Origin of the sequence: Mesorhizobium sp. M7A.F.Ca.US.014.04.1.1 (assembly GCF_003998745.1) — a bacterium.
In the GTDB taxonomy this organism is placed as follows: domain Bacteria; phylum Pseudomonadota; class Alphaproteobacteria; order Rhizobiales; family Rhizobiaceae; genus Mesorhizobium; species Mesorhizobium ciceri.
In genome coordinates this window covers 1-6,478 of record NZ_RZRW01000339.1, presented here as the reverse complement: position 1 = coordinate 6,478, position 6,478 = coordinate 1, and the positions used below count along the sequence as shown (strand labels likewise).

The 6,478-nt window shown below is 64.0% G+C and carries 7 protein-coding genes and 1 pseudogene; 3 read left to right on the top strand and 5 right to left on the bottom strand.

Annotated elements, in window-relative coordinates:
• From EOA22_RS21215 to EOA22_RS21200, 4 genes and pseudogenes are all read right to left on the bottom strand, one after another.
• Positions 1 to 355: pseudogene (locus EOA22_RS21215) on the bottom strand (transcriptional antiterminator); the annotation flags it as partial.
• Positions 352 to 1,446, bottom strand: coding sequence for a transporter substrate-binding protein (locus EOA22_RS21210; RefSeq protein WP_013528537.1), 1,095 nt, complete (start codon positions 1,444 to 1,446; stop codon positions 352 to 354). The gene EOA22_RS21210 and the pseudogene EOA22_RS21215, both read right to left, overlap by 4 nt.
• A gap of 178 nt (positions 1,447 to 1,624) precedes the next feature.
• Positions 1,625 to 2,113 (bottom strand): hypothetical protein, encoded by a 489-nt coding sequence (locus EOA22_RS21205; protein ID WP_127390201.1) that lies wholly within the window; start codon positions 2,111 to 2,113, stop codon positions 1,625 to 1,627.
• 206 nt (positions 2,114 to 2,319) lie between these two features.
• Entirely contained in the window at positions 2,320 to 3,189 is an 870-nt protein-coding gene (locus EOA22_RS21200) for a helix-turn-helix domain-containing protein (RefSeq protein ID WP_013528539.1), read from the bottom strand.
• 92 nt (positions 3,190 to 3,281) lie between these two features.
• Between EOA22_RS21200 and EOA22_RS21195 the strand changes: the two genes are divergently transcribed.
• Complete coding sequence (locus EOA22_RS21195; protein ID WP_063169701.1) at positions 3,282 to 4,826, top strand: 4-hydroxyphenylacetate 3-hydroxylase N-terminal domain-containing protein; 1,545 nt, start codon at positions 3,282 to 3,284, stop codon at positions 4,824 to 4,826.
• A 6-nt stretch (positions 4,827 to 4,832) separates the two neighbouring features.
• The gene (locus EOA22_RS21190) at positions 4,833 to 5,342 is read left to right on the top strand and encodes a flavin reductase (RefSeq protein ID WP_013528541.1); all 510 of its coding nucleotides are present in this window, start codon (positions 4,833 to 4,835) and stop codon (positions 5,340 to 5,342) included.
• A 29-nt stretch (positions 5,343 to 5,371) separates the two neighbouring features.
• On the opposite strand, the gene hpaR is transcribed toward EOA22_RS21190, so the two are convergent.
• Positions 5,372 to 5,767, bottom strand: coding sequence for a homoprotocatechuate degradation operon regulator HpaR (hpaR, locus tag EOA22_RS21185; RefSeq protein ID WP_224620863.1), 396 nt, complete (start codon positions 5,765 to 5,767; stop codon positions 5,372 to 5,374).
• Positions 5,768 to 5,982: 215 nt separating this feature from the next.
• Between hpaR and EOA22_RS21180 the strand changes: the two genes are divergently transcribed.
• Positions 5,983 to 6,369: a 5-carboxymethyl-2-hydroxymuconate Delta-isomerase gene (locus EOA22_RS21180; RefSeq protein ID WP_013528543.1), complete on the top strand. Its 387-nt coding sequence runs from the start codon at positions 5,983 to 5,985 to the stop codon at positions 6,367 to 6,369.
• The last annotated feature ends 109 nt before the right edge of the window (positions 6,370 to 6,478 follow it).

Genomic DNA, 6,478 nt, shown 5'->3' with positions numbered 1-6,478 from the left:
CGATCAGCAGCGCGCTGTAGACGCCGGCATTGCCGACCGGCTTCAGCAGCTGCGCATCGGCCTTATGCGACAGCGCCCATTCGATGCGGCCCGGCGCCTCGGAACCGATCAGCGCCACCAGCGGCATCGGTGCCTCGCCCGGCTTCCACGGAAACTGCTCGTCAAAGCCGAGATCGGCGTCGAAGAAGACGAAATCGGCGGCCAGCGTCTCGGGCGGCAGTTCCGGCCAGCAATCCAGCGTGATCAGCCCGATGGCCGACAATTGCCTGGTGATCGCCTGCACCGTCGGATGTGGGCGATGCAGGATAAACGCCCTGGCGCCGCCGAGATTGGGGATGCGTGGGGCTCTGGTCACGACACCACCCTCAGGCGCGGGCGGCCGAATGTTTTTGCCGGGTCGTAGCGCGACAGATACGGATCCGGCGCGACTTCGTCTTCGCGGCTGACGACCTCGAAGAAGCCGTCCGCGATGCGCCCGATGATCACCGGCAGTGTCGCGTGCTGCGAGTGGGCGTCGATGGCGATCGGACCGAGCCGGGTGGAGAAGCGGCGTTCGGCGAAGGCTTTGGAGAATTCCGCCGGACCGGCGTCGGGATTGCTGGAGAGCACGTCGGCCATCACCTGCACCGAGGCATAGGCGGAGGCCTCGAAGGATGAGGCAAAGGCAGCCGGGCGCGGCGCGAAATACGGCCCGACCGACAGATGTCCCTTGCCGGATTCACCGATCGCCGGCAGCTCACCTTCGGTCAGGTTGCAGGAGATGACGGGGCAAGTCCCGGGACTGAAGGCGGCATCCTCGTGACCCAGGTCGCGATAGGCCGCGAGGAAGGCGTAGGACGAGGTGCCGATCAAATTGTTGAGGATGAAGTTCGGCCGCGTGGCGCGGATCTCCGCGATCAGCCGCGACACGTCGGTCTCGCCGATGCGCAGATAGCGTTCGCCCAGCACCTTGCCGCCGGCATCCGCGATCAGGTCGCGCGCGACGCGATTCATCTCCCAGCCCCAGATGTAGTTCGAGCCGAGCAGGAAGCCGTTGGCGCCGAAACGCGGCACGACATGCGCCATCAGCGGCACCAGATGCTGGTTGGGGCAGGCGTGCATGTAGACGACATGCTCATTGGCTTCGAAGCCCTCATAGGGGCAGGCGTACCAGAGCATGCCGCCGGCTTTCTCCAAGACCGGAATGGTTTCCTTGCGGCTCCAGGAGGTGACGCAGCCGATGACATGGCGTGCGCTGCTGGTCTTGAAGATATCTTCGCAAAGCGTTGCGTAGCGGTCCGCATTGCTTTGCGGATCGCGCTCCACCGGCACCAGTTCGATGCCTGAGCTGCGATCGGCGTTGATGTCGGCTATGGCGCGCATGGCGCCGATGCGGCACGCATCGGAGACGAGCTGATAGCTCCCCGAGCGGGAATACAGGATGCCGATCTCGATGCGCCGTTTCAAACAGGACCCCAGAAATGACAATGCCTCGCAGCCTGCGCCGGAAGGGCGAGGCATACGAGGCATTTTTGCCGCCCGGCAATCAGAGCCGGTATTTTGCGCTAGCGTATTCGGTCCGGCGGGTCAGTCAAGCCCTCAATGACATTTGCATGACCTGCCATCGCCGTTTCGCTGCCGCCGGCTATTTGGCCGCCGGCCTCTGGCCGAGTTGGCGGGCATAGGTCACACAGGCGTCCACCGTGCTGACACAAAGCGCGTCGCGCCTGTTCGGCAAATTGTTGTCGCCGGCATAGGCAACTTCGGCGACGCGGCCATCGACCATGCGAATTTGCGTATCGCAATAGCCGCCGGGAGCGACATTGACGGAGCCGCCGACCGCCGGGATCGCGCCGACCGCCAACGTCGGAACCACAATGCTGAGATTGCCGCGCTGGACGATGCGCTTGTAGGTCCAGATCTGGCCCGATTGGCCGGCGTCGGCGGTGGCGGTCGGAACCCCGTCGCACATTCGAACATCGGCTTCGCTGAGGCCGACCATCTCCTTGCGGGCAGCCGCCGCCGTTGGATCAACCTTGGCGATACGCGACGTGTCGTCGGGAACGACGCAGGAAGACTGGATGGCGACACAGAGAGCAGCGAGGCCAAGCTTTCGAATGCAGGAAAATATCATGCCGACTGTCAGATTTGCCCGATTGTCAGATTTTGCGTGGCGCCCGCCGCTCCTTTCTACCTAGGCAGACAGGCGAGCGGATCAACCCGTTCAGCTTCACGAAAAAGTGGCTGTGGCTGCATCATGGCCGGTCGGGAAGCCAACGCCCTGGCGGAAGCGGGCTCGCGCCGGAACGGCGCGCCAAGGTCCGCATCCATGGTCACCCATCAATGACCCTGCAACTGTTTCCGCCGCCAGGACGCGGGCGCTTCGCCGACCCGCGCGCGAAAGAATCGTGAAAAATACGCCGGGTCGTCGAAGCCGATCTCGTAGGCGATGTCCTCGACCGAGCGTACGGTGAACAACAGCAGCCGCTTGGCCTCCAGCAGCCGTCGCTCACCGACGACGCGTTTGACGCCGCTGCCCAGCACCGCGCGGCTGGCCTTGTCGAGAAGATGCGGCGTCGTGGCCAGCGCCTCGACGTAGCGATCAACAGGCCAGTTGTCGCGGAAATGCGCATCGGCGAGCCGGCGCAGCCCCAACGCCAGTGAGGCATCAGAAGACGCCGTGGCATCCTTTGTCTCGGGACTGAGGCGCGCGATGTGGGAGAGCGCGACGGCGATCAGCGCCTGCAGGACCCTGTCTTTGCCGGCTTGCGCCTCGGCGTATTCGGCGGCGATCATCTCCAGCACCGCCGCCAATCTGGCCCACGCTGCGTGCTGCGGCATGCCGTCGGCAAAGACCGGCCGGTCCAGCGGCAGCAGGCTGTGAGCCGCGATGGCCGCAAGCGCGCCGTCGGCGACCGAGACGACGATGGCGTCGGTGCCGGGGCCGATCGAGAAGCCGTGCACGATAGTGCTCGGCACGAAACTCACGGCAGGCGCCGAAAAGTCCCAGGATCGGTCTTCGATGCGGTAGGTACCGGAGCCGCTGGTCCAGAAGGTGATCTGACCCATCTGCGGGTGCTTGTGCGCGGCGACCTCACCAAGATGGATATTGCCGCGCGCAAGCACCGTCTCGACATGCAGAAAACCGACATCGAGCGGCCGCACCGGCTCGCCATAGACGAAGAAGTCGGGGATGGATCTCTGGCTCATGACGCCGGAAAAAGTCCAATCGGTTTTGCCGTTCCGTCCATAACCGATCGATGCCCAGGGCGCTAGGGTTACGGCTTAAGAGGAGGACCATCATGCGATCAGAAGACTTCCGCACCGATAAGGCACGCCCATTCACCGGGGCCGAGTATCTGGAGAGCCTGCGCGATCGCCGCGAGGTCTATATCAACGGCGAACGCATTGCCGACGTCACCACGCATCCGGCGATGCGCAATTCGGCGCGGTCGCTGGCGCGCCTCTACGACGCCCTGCATGATCCAAAGCGGCGGGACGCGCTGACGTCACCAACCGACACCGGCTCGGGCGGCTACACCCACAAATATTTCCGCGTTGCCAAGTCTTCCGCCGAGCTTGTTGCCCAGCAGACGGCGATCGCGGAGTGGTCGCGCATGTCCTATGGCTGGATGGGCCGCACGCCCGACTACAAGGCGGCGCTGATGAACACGCTCGGCGCCAATGCCGACTGGTACGGGCCGTTCAAGGACAATGCCCTGTCCTGGCACAAACGCGCGCAGGAAGCCGCGTTGTTCATGAACCACGCCATCGTCAACCCGCCGATCGACCGCCACAAGCCGGCCGAACAGGTGAAGGATGTCTTCGTCCACATCAACAGGGAGACGGACGCCGGCATCTACGTGTCCGGCGCCAAGGTGGTGGCGACGTCCTCGGCGCTGACGCACTACAATTTCCTGGCGCAAGGGTCGGCGACGGTGACCGAGGATCCGTCGCTGTCGGTGATGTTCATCGTGCCGATGAATGCGCCGGGGATAAAGATGTTCTGCCGCGTCTCCTACGAGCAGACGGCCAACACGGTGGCGGCACCCTTCGACTATCCGCTGTCGTCGCGCTTCGACGAGAACGACGCGATCCTGGTGCTCGACAATGTCTTCATCCCCTGGGAGGACGTGCTGGTGCTGCGCGATGCGCAAAAAATCCTGTCCTTCCATCCGGCCTCCGGCTTCATGCATGGCTACTGCTTCCAGGGCTGCACGCGTTTCGCCGTCAAGCTCGACTTTCTCGCCGGCCTGCTGGCCAAGGCGCTGCGCGCCACGGGCGGCGATGCTTTCCGCGGCAACCAGGCGGCACTGGGCGAGGTCATTGCGCTCAGGCACATGTTCTGGAGCTTTTCCAACGCCATGGCCTACAACCCGATCCCATGGGCGAATGGCGCCGTCCTGCCCAACCTCGAAGCCGCCCTTGCCTACCGCACCTTCATGTCGGAAGCCTATCCGCGCGTCATCGACACCGTGCGCCGGGTGATCGCCTCGGGGCTGATCTACCTGCCGTCGTCGGTGCGCGACTTCAACAACCCCGAGATCGACAAATATCTGGCGCAATATGTGCGCGGCTCCAACGATATGGGCCACATCGAACGCATCAAGATCATGAAGCTGTTGTGGGATGCGACCGGCACCGAGTTCGGCGGCCGCCACGGGCTCTATGAGCTCAACTATGCCGGTGCGCCGGAAGAGGTACGGCTGCAGGTGCTGAAAGGCGCCGAGCGCGGCGGGCGGCTGAAGGCGATGGAAGAGCTGGTCGACACCTGCATGGCCGATTATGACGAGAATGGCTGGACCGGCGATACCTGGTTCAATCCGCTTGTCTCAACGGCCGAGTGAAATCACATGGCCACGCAGATTTCGAAAGCCGATTTCCGCGACGCCATGGCGAGGGTCTGCGCGCCGGTCAACATCGTCACCACAGACGGGCCGGCAGGACGCGGCGGCTTCACCGCCACCGCCATGTGCAGCGTCTCGGACGAGCCGCCGACGCTGCTCGTGTGCATGAACGGGCGCTCGACCCAGGCCGCCATGTTCCTGTCCAACCGGCGCTTCTGCGTCAACGTGCTGACGCATGACCACATGCATCTGGCGGGAAAGTTCGCCGGCGCGACCAGGGACATGGAGGCGCGCTACGCCTCGGCGCGCTGGCAGACGCTGACCTCCGGCACGCCGGCGCTGTCGGATGCGATCGTCAACTTCGATTGCGAGATCGAGACCGTGCATGTCGTCGGCACGCACAATGTCATGATCGGCCGCGTCATCGATGTCCGGCACGGCAGCGGCGGCTCGGCCCTGCTCTATGTCGACCGGAATTATACGCAGCCGACACGGTTGGGCAGCTTTGGCGGGTGAGCCTGGACGAAACGGCCAGGACCGACCGCTCAGCTCTCGCCGTCGATCAAGCTCTCCAAGAGGTCGAGGAGCTGCTCCAGCTTCTCATGCCCAAAACGCTGTTCGATGTCGTCATAGATGACGCGACGCTCGGGCGACAGGGCGTCGATCAGGGCGGAGCCGGCAGGCGCAATGGTCAGCACGACGCGGCGGCCGTCGCCTTCGGCCTTGTTGCGGGTGATGAATTTGCGTCCCTCGAGCGCCTTGATGATGCGCGTCAGGCTGGGCGGCAAAACCGAGGCGCGATCGGCAAGTTCCGTCGCCTCGACCGGGCCGGCTTCGCTGAGCACACGCAGCACGCGCCATTGCTGTTCGGTCACGTCATGCGCCGCAAGCATCGGCCGAAACCGCGCCATCACCGCTTCGCGGGCATGAAGCAGCGCCATCGGCAGGGAACGACGGGTATTTTCAGGCAGCAAAAAAGAGCCTCCCACGCTTGCGATCGAAACAGGCCTTCCCTCGGCCGAATCCGCCAGCCGGGGCCCGTTCCTGCCATCCCGTATCGTTGCGCCAAGGCCGATGCAAGACTTGACTTCGCGGATGCGGCATGTAATTAACGCGTTAACTACAACAAAGCAATAACCCAGGGAAACGAAGCGCCGTGCCTCACTTCTCCATCGAGTATTCGGCCAATCTCGATGCCAAGGTCGATATGGACGAATTGTGCGCGCTGGTGTTGCGCACAGTGCTGGACACCGGGCTGTTCGAGACCGGCGCCGTGCGGGTGCGGGCCTTTCGCGCCGAGGCCTACGCGATGGCCGACAGCCTGCCGGAAAACGCTTTTCTCGACATGTCGTTTCGCATCGGCACCGGCCGCAGCCCGGACGAGAAGAAGCGGACCGGCGAGGCTGTCTTCGCGGCGGTGAGCGAATACCTTGCCACCCTGTTCGAGACCCCGCATTTCGCCCTGTCGCTCGAAATCCGGGAAATCGACCCGGTGCTCAGCTGGAAGAAAAACGCAATCCACCCGCGGCTGCGCGGCAAGTGACGGAACCCGACATGTCCGACCTGCAAGGCAATCTGAAAAAGGCCGAGGCCTATCTGGCCCGCTTCAAGCGCGATGGCGTTTTGAACCAGATCGGCGGCGAGGCGGTGCC

What these genes read in the sequence shown, in the direction of transcription:
- EOA22_RS21205 (WP_127390201.1), bottom strand. Translation starts at nt 2,113, where the DNA reads ATGATATTTTCCTGCATTCGAAAGCTTGGCCTCGCTGCTCTCTGTGTC.
- EOA22_RS21190 (WP_013528541.1), top strand. Translation starts at nt 4,833, where the DNA reads ATGGCCACGCAGATTTCGAAAGCCGATTTCCGCGACGCCATGGCGAGG.
- EOA22_RS21195 (WP_063169701.1), top strand. Translation starts at nt 3,282, where the DNA reads ATGCGATCAGAAGACTTCCGCACCGATAAGGCACGCCCATTCACCGGG.
- EOA22_RS21200 (WP_013528539.1), bottom strand. Translation starts at nt 3,189, where the DNA reads ATGAGCCAGAGATCCATCCCCGACTTCTTCGTCTATGGCGAGCCGGTG.
- hpaR (WP_224620863.1), bottom strand. Translation starts at nt 5,767, where the DNA reads ATGGCGCTGCTTCATGCCCGCGAAGCGGTGATGGCGCGGTTTCGGCCG.